Source organism: Falsiroseomonas oleicola (assembly GCF_019029495.1).
Taxonomy (GTDB): Bacteria; Pseudomonadota; Alphaproteobacteria; order Acetobacterales; family Acetobacteraceae; genus Falsiroseomonas; species Falsiroseomonas oleicola.
The window spans coordinates 171,960-191,118 of record NZ_JAERQM010000006.1 but is presented as its reverse complement, the minus strand read 5'-3'; the positions used below and the strand labels follow the sequence as shown (position 1 = coordinate 191,118).

The window sequence follows — 19,159 nt, the reverse complement described above, 5'->3', positions numbered from 1 at the left end:
CGAAATGGGTTCGGTATGTTTGGTCGGCTCATCCTGGTTTTTGGCATTGGCTTTCTCGGCTTAGCGGCATTTCGTGCCGTTTTTACCGATTCCGGGTCATGCCTGGTGCGGGAAGCCAGTCGCTTCGATGCCAACAACTTCGACTGGCGCAACGGATGCTCCCGTGAGATTCATGTGGTGGTGTGTTCGCGCCAGAACGCGACGGATCTGCTGGCCGCTATCATGGGTCGGAGCGGTGAGCGTTGTGAGCAGCGTGTGGTCCAGGCCGGCGGCCATATCGCAAGTTTTTATGGCTCCGACGAGAACAGCTCCTTGTTGCGCTCCGCGGTCGCAAACAGCCATGTCCGCGTAGCCTACTGCAATCCGCCAAAATGGCCGAATTTTGAGGCGGACGGTCGGGCCAGTTGCTTATGAGGCTCTTTACCACCGACCCGGGAGCGGCATGATGGGGATCATAGCCTGCCCCGACTGCAGAACGCAGGTTTCCGACGTCGCAGAGGCCTGCCCACATTGCGGGCGGCCCGAACCATCCAAGTCTGTTCAGCAGATTGTGCGCGACAGGGAAGCCCTGGGGTCGGACGCAGTTTTCGGGATCCTGTGGCTGGGTCACGCCTTTGTCGTCCTGCTGAAGGCCGGGTTTTGGCCGTTCCTGTTCTCGCTGTTTCTCGGCCCCTTGGTCTGGCTGTTCGTATAGTCCAGCGCATCGCGGGCTCCCTACGTCCACAGACCTATGGCCCCCTGCCCATCGCGGCGTTCGCGTGGCAGACAGGGCCATGCCCGATGACGGCCGATTCTCCCATCTGATGACCGAATCACAGGACGACAGCACCGACCCACTGGATGTGCTGAGCCGCGTCTTCGGCCACCCGGGCTTCCGCGGGCGGCAGGAGGAGGTGGTGCGCCATGTCGCCGGCGGTGGTTCCGGCCTCGTGCTGATGCCGACCGGCGGCGGCAAGTCGCTGTGCTTCCAGGTGCCGGCGCTGTGCCGGCCGGGGGTGGGGATCGTCGTCTCCCCGCTGATCGCCCTGATGGAAGACCAGGTCGCCGCGCTGCGCCAGCAGGGCGTGGCGGCGGCAGCGCTGCATTCGGACCTGCCGGAGGGCGAATCGCGCACGGTGCTGCGCGACCTGCACAATGGCGACCTCAAGCTGCTCTATGTCTCGCCGGAGCGCCTGGCGCTGGAAGGCATGCTGAGCCGGCTGGAACAACTGCCCGTCGCGCTCTTCGCGGTGGATGAGGCGCATTGCGTCTCCCAATGGGGCCACCACTTCCGCCCCGAATATCGCGGCCTGGGCGTGCTGGCCGAGCGCTTCCCGCGCACCCCGCGCCTGGCGCTGACGGCCACGGCCGATCCGCGCACGGTGGAGGATATCCGTCGCCAGCTCGGCATGCAGGACGACCCGGTGTTCCGCGGCGGCTTCGACCGCCCCAACATCCGCATCGAGGCCGCGCCGCGCGAATCCGAACGTGCCCAGCTTCGCGCCTTGCTGCGGGAGGAATCGGCGAAGGGCGGTGCCGGCATCGTCTATTGCGGCACCCGCAACAAGACCGACCAGACCGCCGAATGGCTGCGCGGCGATGGGCATGACGCGCTGGCCTTCCATGCCGGCATGGAATCCGAGGCCAAGCGCCAGGCGCATCGCCGCTTCGCCCGCGGTGATTCCGTGGTGATGTGCGCCACCATTGCCTTCGGCATGGGCATCGACCGGCCGGATGTCCGCTGGGTCGTGCATCTCGACCTGCCGAAATCGCCCGAGAGCTGGTACCAGGAAATCGGCCGCGCGGGGCGGGATGGGCTGCCCGCCCGTGCCCTGCTGCTCTATGGCGCCGGCGACATCGCCCTCGGCCGCCACCGGATCGAGGAAAGCCCGGCGGCACCGGAGCAGAAGCGCATCGAGCGGCAGCGGCTGGACGCCATGGTGGCGATCGCCGAGGCCGCCACCTGCCGCCGCCAGATCCTGCTGCGCTGCTTCGGGGAGGCCGAGCCGCCGCCCTGCGGCAATTGCGATGTCTGCCTTTCGCCGCCGAGGCTCTTCGACGGCACGGTGGCGGCCCAGAAGATGCTCTCGGCCGTGCTGCGCACCGGGCGGCGCTTCGGCGTGGCGCATGTGGTGGATGTGCTGCGCGGCAAGCTGACGGAGAAGGTCGCGCAATTCGGGCATGACCAGCTTCCCACCTTCGGCGTCGGCAAGGATTTTTCCGAATTCGCCTGGCGCGGCGTGGCGCGGCAGTTGGTGGCGCGCGGCATCCTGGATGTGGCGATCGAGAACCATGGGGAGCTGGTGCCGACCGATGCCTCCCGCCCCGTGCTGAAGGGCGAGGAGAAGGTGATGCTGCGGGAGGATCTGGTGCAGGCTTCCGCCGCTCCGGCCCGCAACGCCCGCAGCGCCGGCGGCGGGGCCGCCGCCCCGGTTGGCGATGCGGTGTTCGAGGCGCTGCGCGACTGGCGGCGGGGGGAGGCGCAGGCCCAGTCGGTGCCGGCCTATGTCATCTTCCAGGACAAGACCCTGGCCGAGATCGCCGCGCAGCGCCCGCGCGGGCTGGACCAGCTCGGCCAGATCGCTGGCGTGGGCCGCACCAAATTGGACCGCTACGGGGATGCGGTGCTTCGGGTGCTGGCGGAGGTCTGAGGCCCGCGGCGTTCCGGGTTACGCATAGGCTCGCGCGCTTGTGACTCAGCCCCTGGCATGGGCGCGGTGGATCATCAGCCCGCCATGCCGTTCGGCGATGTGGCGGAACAGCAGACGGTCCTCCCGGGTCAGTTCCAGCAACTGCTCGCAGGTCTCGCTGGTCAGCGTCACCTTGCCCTGGCCCGCCGTCACATTCTCCCGCTCCGGCGTCTGCGGCGACAGGTGCAGCCATTCATGCAGGCGGATCGAGACATCCGGCACCCGCGCGGTGGTGCCGACCAGGGCGTAGTAGGTCTCGAGGATCGGAATCGCCTCTGCCGCCGTCGACCGGCCGGTCAATTGCCGGCAGGCCTCCGCCGCCAGTTCCTCGCCGGAATCGGCGATGAAGTCGGCGAAGCCGCGGCCGCGAAAGCTGTCATGCAGCGGGTGTTCGTCCCAGGTGGACATGTAGTTGAAGGCGGAGAGCAGTCGCGCCACAGGGTCACGCAGCAGGGTGGCGAAGCGGGCGCCGGAACGGGCGCGGGCCATCGCTTCCTCGAAGGTGAAATGGCCGCTGACCATGGCATAGGGCGCCACCGACTCCGGGCTCATCCCGCGGAACGCCTCCTGCGCTTCCGAATCGCCCACGCGCAGCACGCTGCCCTCGGGCAGGCCGCGTTCCAGCGCCGCATGCAGGGCGAAGCCGCCAGTCTTCGGCAGATGGACGAAGACGAGCTGCGCCGGGTCCGTGTCATGTGCCATCGCGAGCAAATCACCTTTTCCGACTATCCGGTTCCAACTATCCGGCGGTCACCGTCGGGTCCCATGCCGGCCCTCTGGCACCCTATGGCCGCAGGCCGCGACCGGCGTCCAGCGTCTCCATTCTGCGATGCGAGTCATGCCACGTCACCTCTTGCGAAAGGATGACGCGGCGCGGCGGTGTCAGCCCGCCCGGTCGCGACGCGGGTTGAGAAAGGCAAAGGCCACCAGCAGCACGCCCGCGAGCCAGGCGGCACCGACCAGCCAAGGGCGCCAGGCCATCAGCAGGGCCAGCGGATCCCAGGCCGCCGGCGGTGCATCGGGATAGGCAACGCGGATCGTCGGCGCCGGGGCACTGGACCAGGCGAGCACCAGGCCCTGCGCGTCCAGCAGGGCGACGTCGCCCTGGTCCAGCCGGGGCGCGGCAGCCGGCAGCGGCGGCAGCGGGCCGAGCTGGCGCAGCCAGAGGCCGGGCTGGCCCTGCGCCGTCACAAGCTGAAGGGCCAGTGCCCGTTCCAGCCCCGCCAGGTCCAGCACCGGCCGTCCCGCGCGGTTGGACAGAAGGATGCGGCCGGAATCGAAGCGCAGCAACGGGTCGCTGCCCGCCGGTGGCTCCATCGTCGCGGCCAGGAAGGGGCCATCCGGGGTGGCCGGCATGCCGGGCTCGGCAAGGGTCACGCGCAACGGCGCGCCGGCCGGGACCAGGCCGCGCAGCACCCAGAGCAGCGGGTTCAGCCCCTCCGCCACCAGCGCCCCGCCGGGCGCATCGACCAGCACCTCCAGCCCCGTCCCGAAGGCCGCGCCGATGCCGAGGAAGTCCCTCGGCGGGCCTGCAACGGCGAGTCGCAACAGGCTGGAGGGCAGAAGCTGCGCCGGCCCGGCGGCGCTGGCCCGGTTCAGCAGCACCTCGATACGGTTGTCCGCCGCGAGCAGCCCGGGCGGCAATGGCAGCGCCAGGCGTCCCACCCCCTGCGCATCCAGCGCGCCACCGCCCAGGATCACCTGGTTGAGCAGCACCGTGGCGACAGCCGGCCTGCCGCCGGGGTCGGGTGTGGCGCGAAGCGCCACCTCCAGCGCCTCCGGCCGCAGCCCGGCCGGCAGGTCGCGGCTGGCGAATTCCAGGGCCCAGCGGGCCTGTGCCTGGTCCTGCGGCGCCAGGCTGCCGCGCAGGTGATCGAAGGAGAGGGTGGCGGCGGCGGGCGCGGAGGCTGGCTCCGGCGCCACGCCGCCGCTCAGCGTGCCCGCCAGCGCCAGGTCGCGCCAGGGGCTGTCGAGCAGCCGCGCCAGGCGTTCCGGCGCCGCCCCTCCCAGCACCAGCACGGGCAGGCCATGGACCAGCCGCACCGAAGCGGCCTCCGCCCCATCGCCGACCAGCACCGCGCCCCGTGTCCAGAGCCGGGCGCCGCCCTGGGCGGGCAAGGGCAGCCCGGGCGGGGCGCTGCTGATCCGCGCATCCCGCCCGGAAGCGGCCAAGGCGAGCCCGATCCGCAGGGCCGCCGCGGCCTCCGCCGCGCTGATCGGGCCGGGGCGGAGCAGCACCCGTGTATCCGGCGGCAGCAGCCGGAACAGCGCGGCGACGGATATTTCCGGTGAGTCCGGCAGCAGCAGCGTCAGGTGGCTTTCCGGCAGCAGCGTTGCACGGGCCGGCGCTCCCGGCGCCTCGCTGAGCAGCCGCAGATCGAGGCGCAGGCGGTCCTCCGGCCCGGCCAGCGCGGCATCCGGCAATGGGATGTTCAGAAGCAGGCGCCGCTCACCCTCCGGGAAGGGGGTGCTGGCCAGGATCTGGTCGCGCAGCCGCAACTCCACCGCATGGCGGCCGGGGAAGGGGGCGGCGAGGTCGATGGCCAGATGAACCCGCGCGCCGAGCTCCGGCACGCCGCGCGGCAGGGGGATATCCAGCGCCTGGCCGCCCGCGTCGAAGCCCAGCCCTTCTGCCAGCCCCAACTCCGGCAGGCCGATTCGCCGTTGCAGCCCCTGTCCCGCCGAAAGGGGCGTGGCCGGGCGTGGCGCCGGCACTGCCGGGATCAGGGGCGCCAGCAGGGGTTGAGCCTGGATGGGCGCAGGCTGCGCCAGGGCCGGTGCGGGGGGAGGGGGCAGGGGAAGCGGCTGGGCCTGGGCCAGGCCTCCGGACAGCAGCAATCCCGTGGCGAGGCAGAGGCGGCGTGGAAGGTGGCTGAGGGCTCGCACAGGTTCTCATTCGGCCAGGGCCCGGCAAGGCTTGCGGCGCCGGTCAGGTCCGGAACCGGTGGGGTCTCGCCATGGCGGGGTGGTAAAGTGAGTATTCCACCCTGCCTGCCAGCGCGGCAAGTGACGGGCCTGTGGCCGCCATGCCGCGCCGTGCCAGCTCAGTAGCCGCGCCCGGGCTCCGCCAGCAGCGGAAAGGCGGAATGCACATGCGGCATCACCACCGGGGCGACCGGCTGAAGCATGGACTTCTCCACCGCCGCGAAGCTGGTGGCGCCGAGCAGGCCGAGGCAGGTCTGCACCTCATCCTCCAGCAATTGCAGCACCCGCATCACGCCTTCCTGGCCCCCCGCGGCCAGGCCGTAGCAGTACAGCCGGCCGAGCCCCACCATCTCCGCCCCCAGCGCCACCGCCTTCACCAGGTCGGTGCCACGGCTGATGCCGCCATCCATCCAGACCCGGGCGCGGCCGGCCACGGCCTCCACCACCTCCGGCAGCACGGCCAGCGAGCCGCGCCCATGGTCGAGCTGGCGGCCGCCATGGTTCGAGACATAGACCACCTCGACCCCGTGCTCGACCGCCATCGCGGCATCCTCCCCGGTCCCGATGCCCTTCAGGATCAGCGTGACGTTCGGATGCTGCGCCCGCACCCGGGCGATATCGGCCCAGGACAGGGCGGCCTGGTAATTCATGCCGGAGGAACGGGCGCGCCAGTGCTTGACGAAGCGCTTGGCGATGTCGCGTTCGCGGCGGCTGTAATGCGCCGTGTCCACGGTGATGGCGAAGGCATCGTAGCCGGCATCCATGGCGCGGCGGATATGCTCGTCGATGAAATCCGGCCCGCCCCGGACATAGAGCTGGAACACCTTGGCCCCGTCCGGATTGGCCTGGGCCGAGCCTTCCAGCCCCGGCTCGGTGACGGAGGAGACGATGATCGGCACGCCGAACGCCGCTGCCGCGCGGCCGGCGGTGGCGGCCCCGCCCGGATCGAAGGAATCGAGCGAGCCGACAGGGGCGAGCGCCACAGGCAGCCGGATTCGCCGCTTCCCCAGGAAGTCGCCGCTGCAATCCACCTGGCTGACATCGCGCAGCACCCGCGGGCGGAAGGCCCAGGCATCGAGCGCCGCGCGATTGCGCATCATGGTGGTCTCGGTCTCGGTCGCGCCGACCAGGTAGTCCCAGATATTGGCGTTCAGCCGGATCTTCGCGGCCTTCACCAGCTCATGCAGCGTCTGGAACTTTTCCTGGCCTTCGGTCGACATTTCCTACCCCTTGGAACTATGGCGGCGCAGTCTGCAACGCCACGCCGCCGGGGCAAAGGGTGGGGTCCTTGAAGCCGGATGGCTTCAGACCGCGTCCCCGGCCACCCAGCCGCTCGACCAGGCCCATTGGAAATTGTAGCCGCCGAGCCAGCCGGTCACATCCACCGCCTCGCCCACCACGAACAGGCCGGGCACGTCCTTGGCCGCCATGGTCTGGGAGGAAAGGCCGGCCGTGTCGATGCCGCCCAGCGTCACTTCCGCCTTGGCATATCCCTCGCTTCCGGAGGGCTGCAGCCGCCAGGCCTTCAGCAGCGCGCCGAGCGCCTTCAGCGGCGCGTCGCCTACCTCGCCGATCACCCGGGGTGGCAGATGGCGTGCGGCCAGGGCCTGGGCGAGGCGGGAGGGCAGGAATTCGCCCAGCACCGTCTTCGGCTCCGCCTTCGGCCGCGCCCGCTTGCCGGCCAGCAGCAGCGCCGTCGCGTCACGCTCCGGCAGCAGGTCCAGCGTGATGGCCTCGCCGGGCTGCCAATAGGACGACGCCTGAAGGATCGCCGGGCCGGACAGGCCGCGATGGGTGAATAGCAGCGCCTCCCGGAACCCGGCCTTGCCGGCCTTGGCGATGCTGTCCAGCGCCACGCCGGACAGGGGCTGCATCAGTTCCAGATCCTCGCCGCCGAAGGTCAGCGGCACCAGGCCGGGGCGGGGTGAGACCAGCGCCAGGCCGAAGCGCCGCGCCACATCATGCGCGAAGCCGGTGGCGCCCATTTTCGGAATGGAGAGACCGCCGGTGGCCAGCACCAGGCTGTCCGCGGTGAAGCCGCCGCGATCCGTGGCGATGCGGAAGCGGTCATCCCGCGACACATCGGTGATCCGGTGCGCCAGCCGCAGATCGACTCCCGCCGCCGCGCATTCCGCCAGCAGCATGGCGACGATGGCCCGTGCCGAGCCGTCGCAGAACAATTGCCCCAGCGTCTTCTCGTGAAAGGCGATGCCGTGCTTCTTCACCAGCCCGACGAAATCCTGCTGCGTGTAGCGCGCCAGCGCCGAGCGGGCGAAGTGCCGGTTGGCGGAGAGGAAGCGGTCCGGCACGCAGCCGGTATTGGTGAAGTTGCAGCGCCCGCCGCCGGAGATGAGAATCTTCTTCCCCGCCTCCTCCGCATGGTCGAGCAGCAGCACGCGCCGCCCGCGCTGGCCCGCGCGCATGGCGGCGAACAGCCCGGCGGCCCCGGCGCCCAGCACCATCACATCGAAATGGGTCACGCGGCTTCCGCCAGCCCCGCCATGTCGCGGCCCACCGCCTCCGCCACGCGGATGCCGTCGACGCCGGCGGAGAAGATTCCGCCAGCATAGCCTGCGCCTTCGCCCGCCGGATACAGGCCCAGCGTATTGACGCTGCGGAAGCTGGCATCGCGGCGGATGCGGATGGGGGAGGAGGTGCGTGTCTCGACGCCGGTCATCACCGCCTCGGCCATGTCGAAGCCGCGGATCTGCTTGCCGAAGGCGGGCAGGGCTTCCCGCATCGCGGCCACGGCGAAATCCGGCAGGCAGGTGGCGAGGTCGGTGGGCGTCACGCCTGGCCTGTAGCTCGGCACCACCGCGCCAAGGCTTTGGGAGGCGCGGCCCGCCAGGAAATCGCCGACGAGTTGCGCCGGGGCGCAGTAGTTGCTGCCGCCGGCCACGAAGGCCTTCTCCTCCCAGTGCCGTTGCAGGGCGATGCCGGCCAGCGGATCGCCGGGGTAATCCACCTCCGGCGTGATGCCGACGACGATGCCGGCATTGGCGTTGCGCTCGGCCCGCGAATACTGGCTCATCCCATTGGTCACCAGCCGCCCCGGCTCGCTCGCCGCGGCTACCACCGTGCCGCCCGGGCACATGCAGAAGGAATAGACGCTGCGGCCGTTGGCGCAATGATGCACCAGCTTGTAGTCGGCGGCGCCGAGGATCGGGTTGCCTGCAAAATTGCCGAAGCGGGCACGGTCGATGATCGATTGCGGATGCTCGATCCGAACCCCGATGGAAAACGGCTTTGCTTCAACGAAGACGCCCGCGGCCTGCAGCTGAAAAAAGGTGTCGCGGGCCGAATGTCCGATGGCGAGCACCACATGCTGCGTCTCGATCGTCTCGCCCGCTTCCGTCACCACGCCGCGCATCCGGCGCTGGCCGTCGCGGCCGGTCTCGACCAGGAAGTCCACCACCTTGGTGCCGAAGCGATATTCGCCGCCCAGCGCCTCGATCTTCGCGCGCAGGCTCTCCACCATCGTCACGAGGCGAAAGGTGCCGATATGCGGCTTGGCGACGTAGAGGATCTCTTCGGGTGCGCCGGCCGCGACAAACTCGGTCAGCACCTTGCGGCCGAGATGCTGCGGGTCCTTGATGCCCGACCAGAGCTTGCCATCCGAAAATGTGCCGGCGCCGCCCTCGCCGAACTGCACATTGCTTTCGGGCGTGAGCTGGTTGCGGCGCCACAGCGCCCAGGTGTCCTTGGTGCGTTCCCGCACCACCTTGCCGCGGTCGAGGATGATCGGCCGGAATCCCATCTCGGCCAGGATCAGTGCGGCGAAGATGCCGCAGGGGCCGGTGCCGATCACCACGGGCCGCTGCGGCAGCCGGGCAGGGGCCTGCGCCACGGGGCGGTAGCTGGTATCCGGCGTGCGGATCAGCGTGCGGGACAGCACCTTGTCCGCCGCCGCACGCCGCAGCAGCGCCGCCTCGTCATCGACGCGGAAATCCACCGAGTAGACCAAAAGAATGGCCGACCGCTTGCGCGCATCCCAGGCGCGGCGGGCGATGGTGATGTCGCGCACCTCCCCAGCCCGCAGCCCGAGCGCCGCGCAAAGCGCCTGCTGCACCGCCCCTTCCGGGTGGTCCAGCGGCAGCTTCAATTCGGTCAGCCGTAACATGGGTCCCTCAGTACACCACCACCGAACGGATGGACTCCCCGCGTTCCATCAGCTCAAAACCGTGGTTGATCTCATCCAGCGGCATCACATGGGTGATGAGGCTGTCGATGTCGATCTTCCCCTCCATGTACCAGTCGACGATCTTCGGCACATCGGTCCGCCCGCGCGCGCCGCCGAAGGCCGTGCCGCGCCAGGACCGGCCGGTGACCAGCTGGAAGGGCCGCGTCGAAATCTCCTGGCCCGCGCCCGCGACGCCGATGATGATGGACTCGCCCCAGCCGCGATGGGTGCATTCCAGCGCCTGGCGCATCACCTTCACATTGCCGATGCATTCGAAGCTGAAATCGGCGCCGCCGCCGGTCAGGTCGACGATCGCCTGCACCACCTTGTCATGGCCGATCTTGTTCGGGTTGATGAAGTCGGTCATGCCGAACTTACGGGCCATCTCCTCCCGCCCGTCATTCAGGTCGATGCCGATGATCTTGTCCGCGCCCACCATCCGCGCGCCCTGGATCACGTTCAGCCCGATGCCGCCCAGGCCGAAAACCGCCACATTGGCGCCGGGCCAGACCTTGGCGGTGTTGATGACGGCACCGATGCCGGTGGTCACCCCGCAACCGATGTAGCAGATCTTCTCGAAGGGCGCGTCTTCCCGGACTTTCGCCAGGGCGATCTCGGGCAGGATCGTGAAATTCGCGAAGGTGGAGCAGCCCATATAGTGCATCACCGGGGCGCCCTCGCAGGAGAAGCGGCTGGTGCCATCCGGCATCACGCCCTTGCCCTGGGTGCCGCGGATGGCGGTGCAGAGGTTGGACCGCTGGGACAGGCAGGTTTTGCACTGCCGGCATTCCGGCGTGTAGAGCGGGATCACATGGTCGCCGGGCTTCAGGCTGGTGACGCCGGCGCCCACCTCCCGCACGATGCCCGCACCCTCATGGCCCAGGATGGCGGGGAACAGCCCCTCGGGGTCCGCGCCGGAGAGGGTATAGAGGTCCGTGTGGCACAGGCCGGTGGCCTTCACCTCCATCAGAACTTCCCCGGCCTTCGGGCCGCCGATCTCCACTTCCGTCACCGAAAGGGGCTTGCCCGCCGCCCAGGCCACTGCCGCGCGCGTTCTCATGCCGTCCGCTCCGTCTGCATCGCCCCCCGCCTATAGCACTCCCGGTCGCTTTCGGGCGAGGCGGTGCCGGGCTGTGGGGTCTTTCCCGTCCTGCGCGTGGCATTTCTGGCATTGCAACCGCTTGCTGCCTCGCTTGTCCCGGGCGAGGCGCAAAATCCATCGGATGTATCGCCAGCCGCGCTGCCCGAGACATTCGCGTCATCCCAAGGTCTTGCGGCGCATTTTCGGGACTTGCGCTGGCCCTGGCGGCAGGCGACACATTGTTTCCGAAGCGGGAGAATCGGGCGATGCGCTTGGCCGTGCTGGCACTGTCGGGATTGCTCGGCCTGTGGACCGCCCTTTGGGTGGGGCCGGCGCTGGCGCAGACCGGCAACCCCGCCCATGACGCGCTGCTGGCACGCAGCGCCACGGCACAACGCGACGCGCTGCGCAGCCTGTTGCGCACCAATGGCGTGGCCTGCGCGGAGGTCTCCAACCTGTTTGCCGCCGGCATGGGCCGTGACCGCACCGCCTATTGGGACCTGCAATGCCGGGATGCCGGCCCCTGGCGCCTGGCATTGCCGGCGCAGCGCTGGGGCACGCCGCGCCTGTTTCCCTGCGGCTTGCGAAGCGGTCCCGCCGCCGGCGCCTGTTTCCAGCCGCTCGGGTCCGGGGCGCCGCCGGCGCAGCGCCTCGCCGTCCCGGCAGCCCCCGCCGCCATTCCGCAATCCTGCCGCCAGGCCTGCCAGGCGCAGCCGCGCGCCCTGGCGAATGCCTGCCTGCAACGCTGCGCCCAGGGCGGCAACATCCAGGCCGCGGCCCCGGCGCTCGGCGGCTCGGCCAGCGCGGTTCGCGGCCGCTTCGGCTTCATCTACACGGCCGAGCCACCCTCCACCGCCTTCGGCTTCACCAGCGGCCAGTCCGACCGCCTCGCCGCCAGCATGCAGGCGATCCGGGCCTGCGAGGCGGTGGTGGGTCGCAACCAGTGCCGCATCACCCGGGAATTCCCCAATGCCTGCGGCGCCCTGGCCCAGGCGGTGAGCGGCAACCCGGCGCAGCTCCGCCGCACCGCCTCCGGCGCCGGGCAGACCCGCGAGCAGGCGGAGGCGCAGGCCCTGCAGGAATGCCGGATTGCCGAACGCCCGGGCTCCGGCATCGTCTGCCGCATCGCCGTCTCCGGTTGCTGACCCCATGCCGCGCCCCTTCCTCGATCGGAACCCCGCCATGCGCCGCTACCTTCTTGGCCTTCTGATGCTGATCGGTGCCGCTGGCGCGGCACCGGCCCCGGCCCTGGCCCAGACGCTGGATGCCGTGCGCCAGCGGGGGGAATTGCGCTGCGGCGTGTTCGGCCAGTTGCCCGGCTTCTCGGCGCCCGACGTGAACGGCCGGATGCGCGGCCTGGACGCGGATTTCTGCCGCGCCGTGGCGGCGGCCGTGCTGGGCGACGCCGAGCAGGTGGGCTTCGTCACCGCGCCATCGGTCGAGGCCGGGCTGGCGCAGCTCGAAGCCGGGACGGTGGACATCCTGTCCAGCAACATCACCGTCACAGCCATGCGCGATGCCGGGCGCAACCTTACCCCCGTTGGCGTGCTGCTGTTTGACGGGCAGGCGGTGATGGTGCGGGCCGATGCCAATGTCGCCTCCTTCGCGCAGCTCGACGGCAAGCGCATCTGCGTGGCGGCGGCGGGGGTGGATGGCAGCCTCGGCATCCTGCGCAATGCCGCCAGCCGCGCCGGCATCACCATCATCCCGGTGGAAACCCGGCAGAGCGGCGCGGCACTGCTGGACGGCTACAAGAACGGAAGCTGCGACGCGGTGACCGCCGATGCGGCCGCGCTGGCGACGCTGCGGGTGACCGACCTGCCGGACCCGGCCGGCGCGGTGCTGCTGCCGGAACGCCTCAGCCGCGAACCGCTGGCCCCCTTCGTGCGCGGTGGTGATGAGCGCTGGCGCCAGATCGTGAGCTGGACCCTACATGCCCTGGTCGCGGCGGAGGAGCTGGAGGTGGCGAGCGACAGCCTCGACGCCGCGCTGCGGTCCGACAATGCCGAGGTGCGCTTCCTGATCGGCCTCGATGCCGGCCTCGGCGCCCGGCTGGGGCTGCGCGACAGCTGGGCGGCGGAGGCGATTCGCCAGGTCGGCAATTACGGCGAGATCTTCGAGCGCAACCTGGGTGAGGGGTCCCCGATCGGCCTGGATCGCGGCCTGTCCGACCTCTGGCGGCGCGGCGGGCTGATGTACGCCTACCCCTTTCGCTGAACGGGTTCAGCCGATCAGCAGGTCGCCGATCAGCAGGGTCGGCGCGCCCAGCAGGGTGGCCAGTGCCACCGGCGTGGCCGGGCCGCCGCCATCGGCGTCATGCGACAGCAGGCCGGTGTCGCGGTCATACAGGATGCGGTGGGTGCCCGGTGCCTCCCCGACATAGCCGAAGCGCACCTTGGCCAGCCGGCCCTCCGGTAGCCCGATGCCGGCCAGCAGGATGCGGTCCTCGCCGCTGGTGAAGTCCAGGATGCGGTCCATCTGGGCGCCCGGCGCCTCCATCACGAAGATGTCCCGCCCCGCGCCGCCGGTCAGCGCATCGGTCCCGGCGCCGCCTTCCAGCCGGTCATCGCCATCGCCGCCCATCAGCCGGTCCACGCCGCCGCGGCCGAACAGCCAGTCATCGCCGGCCTCTCCCAGCAGCACATCGGCGGCATGGCTGCCCGCCAGCGTGTCGGCATGGGCGGAGCCCCAGACCTGCTCGATATCCCACAGCACGTCGCCGCGCGCCTCCCCGGTGGAAAGCCCGGGGGTCAAAAGGTCGAGCCGCACCTGGGTGTTGTAGGTCACCCGGTCCAGCCCGGCGCCGCCGATCATGACATCCGCACCGGCACCGCCGGTCAGGATGTCGTCGCCATCGCCGCCCAGCAGCGTATCCGCCCCGCCCAGGCCGATCAGCCGGTCCTTGCCGCGCGCGCCCATCAGCAGATTGGCCCCGGCATGGCCGCGCAGGATGTCGTTGCCGTCGCCGCCGATCGCATCCTCGATCAGCGTCGCCGCGTCGATGGTCAGGGTCTGGCCGGCGATGCGGCTCTGGGCGCCGGGGCGCAGGTCGATCACCATGGCGCCGGTGACGGCGGCGGCGTTCAGCACGTCGTGGCCCGCGGCATCCTGCAGCAATCCGCGCCCATCCTGCGACGCGAAGCGGGCGAATTCGTCGGTATAGACATAGTGGTCGTCGTCGCTTTCGGCGCAGCCGAAGACGGTCAGCGCCAGCTCCCGCACCGTCATCGGCCCGCCCGCCTTTTCGTCGCGGATCTCCACGCGCCAGGTGCCCGCCGCGCTTTCGCCCAGGAAGCCATTGGCACCGAAGGTCCAGGGCCGGTAGACGGAATCGTCCCCGGCATTCGGCGCCAGGTCCGCCCGCGTGCCGTCCGGCGAATACAGCCGGATATCGACCTGGGAGGCGATGCCGGAGACCAGGTCCACATGCAGCGCGATGTGTTCCACCCGGATGTCGTCGGTGATGGTGAAGGTGAAGCTCAGCCCCGCCGGGTCGTTGTCGGGCACCAGCAGGCTGCCGGACCAGCGCGGCGCCGCGGCCGCGACCTCATTGGCGGAGGTCCGCGCCGCCGGCTGCCAGCTTTCCGCCAGCCGCACCGCTGCGCGGGCATCGACCAGGCCGAAGCCATAGTCGTTGGAGAAGTGCATTCCGCCGCCGTTCCAGTCATCCGTGCCGGTGATGCGCCAGGGATTGCGCTCGGGGTGGGACATCGTCCCGCCGATCGCATGGCTCGTATGCCGTGCGCTGAGCGCCAATATGGCCTGCACGTCGCGCCAGCCGAGATCCGGGTTGGCGTCCAGCACCAGCGCCGCGACGCCGGAGACCAGCGGGCCGCTGGTGGAGGTGCCGCCGAATTGCGAGGTCCAGTCCCCGGGGTCGATGCCCTCCGCCCCCGTGCGGTCCGTCGTCGTGATGCTGCCATAGAGGCCGGCGGAGGAGGGGGCGACCACCATCAGCGTGGCCGAGGGGTTGGAATAGCTGCTGACCCTGCCGTCCTGCCCCACGGCGCCGACGCTGATGACATGGCGGCTCGCGGTGAAGCCGGTCATGTTGGCGTCGATGTAGGAATTGGTATAGCGGTCATTGCCCGAACTGGCGACGGAGACGGTGCCGAGCCCGCCGCGCCCTTCCTCCACCGAGGCGACGAGCCCCGCATGCATCCCCGCCCATTCGCGATCGGTGGGCCCGCCGGTGAAGGGCCAGCGCAGCGCCCAGACCTGCGCGGCGACATCGAAGGTCTTCAGCAGGGCGAAGACCTCCTCGATCCGCGTCTGGCCATGCGTGGCGACGCCGCTCGCCAGGATCGGCATCTGGGTGATGCTGGCCTCATAGGCGACGCCGACGATGCCGAGGCCGTTGCGCGCGGCGGCGATCAGGCCCGCGGTCGCGGTGCCGTGGATGGAGGCGCTATCCGGCAGGCGCAGCGGATCGTCGGGCAGTTCCAGGGAGGCGTCGTAATTGGGCGCCAGATCCGGATGCGTCGCCTCGATCGTGGTGTCCACCACCGCGATCTTCACACCGCGCCCGGTATGGTCGGCCCAGGCGGGCAGCACGTTGATGTCCACCCCGGAGCGGCCGCCCTGGTACAGGTACCACTGGTCCGCGAACAGCGGATCGCTGGGCAGGCTGACTGCGCCGCTCATGATCGTTTCTCCCTGGAATCTATCGGAGGCGATTTCGCCAGCCGCGGCAAGCCATCCGCGCCGCGCCGTGCTGGACGCCGGGGCTGTCCGCGCGGCACAACCGCGTGATGCCGCGCCGGAGCACGACCGCCGTCCCACCCCCGCCACGCCCGACCCGGGGCGAGGCCATCGCCGCCAGCCTGGCGGAGGAGATCGTGGCCGGGCGGCTCAAGCCGGGCACGCCGCTGGACGAGCTTGGCCTGGCCAAGGCCTTCGGCAGCAGCCGCACCCCGGTGCGGGAGGCGTTGCGCCAATTGGCACCCACCGGCCTGGTGCAGGTCGCCCCCCGTCGCGGCGCCGTGGTGGCGATTCCCGATGCGACTCAGTTGAAGGACATGTTCCTGGTGATGGCGGAGCTGGAGGCGATGGCGGCGGCGCTGTCGGCGCTCTCCATGCTGCCGGAGCAGCGGCGGGGGCTGGAGCGCCAGCACGCGGCGATGGCGGCCATGATGCGCGCCGGCGATGTGGCGGCCTATCGCGCTGCCAATGTCACCTTCCACCACCTGCTCTATCTCGGCACCCATAACGGCTACCTGACCGAGATCGCCACTGCCACGCGCCGGCGCCTCGCGCCGTTCCGCGCGGCGCAGTTGGAGGCGCCGGACCGGCTGCGGCGGTCGCATGAGGAGCATGGGGAGATCGTCACGGCGATCCAGCGGGGCGATGCGGCGGGGGCTGCGGCGCGAATCCGCACGCATATCGGGCTGACGGAGCAGACCTGGTCGGTGATGGCCGTCGCGCTGCGCCGGCCGGATGCTGCCTAAAATCTGGTCATAATGACGTCGATTCCGCGCTGTTGCATACACGGCGGGAAATCCACTCCTCCAAGACATTGATCTGAAACCATTCTGAGCAGGGCGCGAAACGGCACGACACTTGCTTGGTCCTTGACGATGACCCAGCCGCCCCGCCCATGACCGCGCCGACCCCGCCCCGCAGCATCGCCGCGCTGCACGCGGCCTATGCCGGGGGCCTGACCCCCGCCGGGCTGCTCGAAGACCTGTCCGCGCGGCATGATGCGCTGGGCGATCCCGGCATCTTTCTGCACCGTCCTTCGCCGACGGTCCTGGCCGAGGCGGTCGCGGCCCTGCCGCCCTTTGACCCGGCGCGCTTTCCCCTCTGGGGCGTGCCGGTGGCGGTGAAGGACAATATCGACGTGGCCGGCATGCCGACCACGGCGGCCTGCCCGGATTTCGCCTACCTGCCCGGGGAGAGCGCGCCGGCGGTGGCGCGGCTGGTGGCGGCGGGTGCGCTGATCGTCGGCAAGACCAATCTGGACCAGTTCGCCACCGGGCTGGTGGGCGTTCGCACGCCGCACCCGATTCCGCGCAATGCCTGCGCGCCGGACCGCGTGCCGGGCGGTTCCTCCTCCGGCTCCGCCGTCGCGGTGGCGCAGGGGCTGGCGCTGCTGTCGCTGGGGACGGATACCGCCGGTTCGGGCCGTGTGCCGGCGGCGCTGAACGGGCTTGTGGGGCTGAAGCCCTCGGTCGGCGCCATTCCCTCCCGCGGCGTTGTGCCGGCCTGTCCGAGTCTGGATTGCATCTCCGTCTTCGCCCACAGCGTCGCCGATGCCTGGGCCGGCTATGCGGTGATGGCGGGGGCGGATGAACAGGACCCCTGGTCGCGCCCGATCACCCTCGGCGCGCCGGGTGCGGCGCTGACGCGCCTCGGCATTCCCCGCGCGGTGGATCTGCATCTGGACGGCGCGGAACAGCGCGCTGCCTGGGATGCGGCGCTGGCGCGGCTGCCGGGGGATGTGGTGCTGGCGGAGATCGACCTCTCGCCGTTCCTCGAAACCGCCCGGCTTCTGTATGAGGGTGCCTTTGTCGCCGAACGCGACGCTGCCTTCGGCCATCTGGTGCCGCGCGCCGCGATGCATCCGGTGACGCAGCGCATCCTGGCCGGCGCCGCGCGCTTCACCGCCACCGATGCCTTCGCCGGGCTGCACCGCCTCGCGGCACTGCGCCTCGCGACCCTGCCCGCCTGGGCGCAGATGGACGCGCTGCTGGTGCCGACCGCGCCGAATTTCCCGTCGCTGGCGGAGCTCGAGGCCGACCCGATCGGCCCGAACGCCCGGCTCGGCACCTATACCAACTTCGTCAATCTGTTGGACCTCGCGGCGCTGGCGGTGCCAGCGCCCTTGCGGCCGGATGGCCTGCCCTTCGGCGTCACGCTGATCGGCCCGCGTGGCCGCGACGTGGCGCTCGCCGCCACCGGCGCCGCCCTGATGCGGAGCTTTTCGACATGATCGAGATCTGCGTCGTCGGTGCGCATCTGTCCGGCATGGCGCTGAACGCCGAGCTGCTGCGCGAAGGCGGGGAGCTGCGCCGCGCCGTGCTGACGGAACCCTGCTACCGCCTGTTTGCCCTGGCCGGCGGCCCGCCGCGTCGCCCCGGCCTGCTGCGGGTGGCGCAGGGCGCTGCCATCGCCACGGAGGTCTGGGCGCTGCCGGAGGACGGCTTCGGCCGCTTTGTCGCCGGCATTCCCGCGCCGCTCTGCATCGGCACCCTGCGGCTGGCCGATGGCTCCACGCCCAAGGGATTCCTCGTGGAGCCGGAAGGGCTGCACGGGGCCGAGGACATTTCTCGATTTGGCGGCTGGCGCGCCTTTATCGCCAGCCTCGCACCCGCTTGAACCAGGGAGACAAGATCATGATCCGTCGTCGCCACCTCCTCGCAGCCTCCGCCGCCGCCGCGCTCGCGGCCCCGCACATCGCCAATGCGCAGGCCGCGCGCACGGTGAAGATGGGCTCGCTGCGCCTGATCCATTCGATGACGCCGCATTTCTACCAGCGCTTCGCCCCCGCTGGCCTGACCATCGAGATCATCACCTTCGACAGCCCGACCGATGGCAAGAATGCCGTCGTCACCGGCTCCGTCGCCTGCGGCGGCTTCGGCATCGCCGCCGCCACGCTGGGCGCCGCGGCGGGGGAACCCGTCGTCGTCGTCGGCGCCTTCTGCAACAAGGGCATGGGCGTCATCAGCAAGGCGGGCGGGCCGCTGCGCGCCTTGGCCGATCTGCGCGGCAAGCGCATCGGCATCTGGCCCGGCTCGACGCAGGAGGTCTTCATCCTGGAACGCCTGCGCGAATCCGGCATGTCCGTGCGCGACATCACCCCCGTCCGCGTGCCCTTCGGCGAGATGCACGCCATGCTCTCCCGCGGCGATATCGACGCCTATGTCGGCGCGGAGCCGGGGCCGGGCCTGTCCATTTCCTCCGGCGTGGGGCAGTTGGTGGAATACCCCTACGGCACGGCCATGGGCGGGCTGAACATGATCTTCGGCACCAGCGAGGATCTCGTCAAATCCGACCCGGCGCTGGTCCGCACCATGCTGAACATCCACCGCCAGGCCAGCGAATACATGAAGGCGCATCCGGCGGAAGTGGCGGAGGCGACCGTGCGCATCCTCGGCGCACCGCGTGCCGCGGTGGAGCAGGCGCTGGGCGCGGACAATGTCGAATACATCTGGAAGCTGGACGACACCGTGCTGCGCCAGTCCCGCACCTATGCCGAGCAGATGCTGCAATTGCGGCAGATCCGCCGCCTGCCGAATTTCGACACCTTCCTGAACCCGTCCTTCTCCAACGCCATCGCGACCGCCTGATCGGGAGGGGCAGCAC

The 19,159-nt window shown here is 70.5% G+C and carries 15 protein-coding genes; 8 read left to right on the top strand and 7 right to left on the bottom strand.

Translation table 11 applies throughout. The features are described from left to right. The first annotated feature begins 15 nt into the window (after window positions 1–15). Together JJQ90_RS19745 and recQ are read left to right on the top strand one after the other, a co-directional pair. Window positions 16–414 (top strand): hypothetical protein, encoded by a 399-nt coding sequence (locus JJQ90_RS19745; RefSeq protein WP_216877979.1) that lies wholly within the window; start codon window positions 16–18, stop codon window positions 412–414. 389 nt (window positions 415–803) lie between these two features. Beyond that, the gene (gene recQ / locus JJQ90_RS19740; RefSeq protein ID WP_216877978.1) at window positions 804–2,630 is read left to right on the top strand and encodes a DNA helicase RecQ; all 1,827 of its coding nucleotides are present in this window, start codon (window positions 804–806) and stop codon (window positions 2,628–2,630) included. A 45-nt stretch (window positions 2,631–2,675) separates the two neighbouring features. On the opposite strand, the gene JJQ90_RS19735 is transcribed toward recQ, so the two are convergent. From JJQ90_RS19735 to JJQ90_RS19710, 6 genes are all read right to left on the bottom strand, one after another. Next, window positions 2,676–3,371 (bottom strand): hypothetical protein, encoded by a 696-nt coding sequence (locus JJQ90_RS19735; RefSeq protein ID WP_216877977.1) that lies wholly within the window; start codon window positions 3,369–3,371, stop codon window positions 2,676–2,678. 180 nt (window positions 3,372–3,551) lie between these two features. Then, on the bottom strand, window positions 3,552–5,555 hold the full coding sequence (locus tag JJQ90_RS19730; protein WP_216877976.1) for a hypothetical protein: 2,004 nt from the start codon (window positions 5,553–5,555) through the stop codon (window positions 3,552–3,554). A 158-nt stretch (window positions 5,556–5,713) separates the two neighbouring features. Further along, window positions 5,714–6,814, bottom strand: a complete 1,101-nt coding sequence (locus JJQ90_RS19725; protein ID WP_216877975.1) for an alpha-hydroxy acid oxidase — start codon at window positions 6,812–6,814, stop codon at window positions 5,714–5,716. An 84-nt stretch (window positions 6,815–6,898) separates the two neighbouring features. Then, window positions 6,899–8,074, bottom strand: a complete 1,176-nt coding sequence (locus JJQ90_RS19720; protein WP_329959481.1) for a BaiN/RdsA family NAD(P)/FAD-dependent oxidoreductase — start codon at window positions 8,072–8,074, stop codon at window positions 6,899–6,901. Next, complete coding sequence (locus JJQ90_RS19715) at window positions 8,071–9,714, bottom strand: NAD(P)/FAD-dependent oxidoreductase (protein WP_216877974.1); 1,644 nt, start codon at window positions 9,712–9,714, stop codon at window positions 8,071–8,073. The genes JJQ90_RS19720 and JJQ90_RS19715 overlap by 4 nt, the downstream gene beginning before the upstream one ends. A 7-nt stretch (window positions 9,715–9,721) precedes the next feature. Further along, window positions 9,722–10,834 (bottom strand): S-(hydroxymethyl)glutathione dehydrogenase/class III alcohol dehydrogenase, encoded by a 1,113-nt coding sequence (locus JJQ90_RS19710; RefSeq protein WP_216877973.1) that lies wholly within the window; start codon window positions 10,832–10,834, stop codon window positions 9,722–9,724. 287 nt (window positions 10,835–11,121) lie between these two features. Here JJQ90_RS19710 and JJQ90_RS19705 point away from each other — a divergent pair, with 287 nt between their 5' ends. Next, window positions 11,122–12,000: a DUF4189 domain-containing protein gene (locus JJQ90_RS19705; protein WP_216877972.1), complete on the top strand. Its 879-nt coding sequence runs from the start codon at window positions 11,122–11,124 to the stop codon at window positions 11,998–12,000. Window positions 12,001–12,037: 37 nt separating this feature from the next. Beyond that, window positions 12,038–13,072 carry a transporter substrate-binding domain-containing protein gene (locus JJQ90_RS19700; protein WP_216877971.1) on the top strand — a complete coding sequence of 345 codons (1,035 nt, stop codon included), beginning with the start codon at window positions 12,038–12,040 and terminating at the stop codon, window positions 13,070–13,072. Window positions 13,073–13,078: 6 nt separating this feature from the next. On the opposite strand, the gene JJQ90_RS27525 is transcribed toward JJQ90_RS19700, so the two are convergent. Then, the gene (locus JJQ90_RS27525) at window positions 13,079–15,499 is read right to left on the bottom strand and encodes a S8 family serine peptidase (RefSeq protein ID WP_216877970.1); all 2,421 of its coding nucleotides are present in this window, start codon (window positions 15,497–15,499) and stop codon (window positions 13,079–13,081) included. Window positions 15,500–15,606: 107 nt separating this feature from the next. On the opposite strand from JJQ90_RS27525, the gene JJQ90_RS19690 reads away from it, so the two are divergent. The 4 genes from JJQ90_RS19690 (at window position 15,607) to JJQ90_RS19680 (ending at window position 19,143) form a co-directional block, all read left to right on the top strand. Next, the gene (locus JJQ90_RS19690) at window positions 15,607–16,302 is read left to right on the top strand and encodes a GntR family transcriptional regulator (RefSeq protein WP_216877969.1); all 696 of its coding nucleotides are present in this window, start codon (window positions 15,607–15,609) and stop codon (window positions 16,300–16,302) included. 149 nt (window positions 16,303–16,451) lie between these two features. Next, complete coding sequence (gene atzF / locus JJQ90_RS19685) at window positions 16,452–17,786, top strand: allophanate hydrolase (RefSeq protein WP_230410823.1); 1,335 nt, start codon at window positions 16,452–16,454, stop codon at window positions 17,784–17,786. After that, window positions 17,783–18,172, top strand: coding sequence for an allophanate hydrolase-related protein (locus tag JJQ90_RS27730; protein ID WP_230410822.1), 390 nt, complete (start codon window positions 17,783–17,785; stop codon window positions 18,170–18,172). The genes atzF and JJQ90_RS27730 overlap by 4 nt, the downstream gene beginning before the upstream one ends. Window positions 18,173–18,189: 17 nt before the next feature. Beyond that, on the top strand, window positions 18,190–19,143 hold the full coding sequence (locus tag JJQ90_RS19680; protein ID WP_216877968.1) for an ABC transporter substrate-binding protein: 954 nt from the start codon (window positions 18,190–18,192) through the stop codon (window positions 19,141–19,143). The last annotated feature ends 16 nt before the right edge of the window (window positions 19,144–19,159 follow it).